The 211-nt window shown below is 46.9% G+C and carries 1 rRNA gene; it reads left to right on the plus strand.

From position 1 onward, the window contains the following. Positions 1-84: ribosomal RNA gene (gene rrf / locus JHU38_RS12350) — 5S ribosomal RNA — on the plus strand; the annotation flags it as partial. Positions 85-211 lie beyond the last annotated feature (127 nt).

Genomic DNA, 211 nt, shown 5'->3' on the forward strand with positions numbered 1-211 from the left:
TCTTCCCATTCCGAACAGAGCCGTTAAGCCTGCCCGCGCCGATGGTACTGCAATGCAATGCGGGAGAGTAGGTCGCCGCCTTTTTTGATTGGAGAGTCTTGGTTACGGACGTAATCGGGACTCTCCTTTTTTTGTTTCTCTTTTCTTCTTCTCCTTTTTTTCCTGACTTCGTCAATGCGTACCCCAAAATTTTTCGTCAAAGAGTTTTGTG

Source organism: Prevotella illustrans (assembly GCF_017426725.1).
Classification (GTDB): domain Bacteria; phylum Bacteroidota; class Bacteroidia; order Bacteroidales; family Bacteroidaceae; genus Prevotella; species Prevotella illustrans.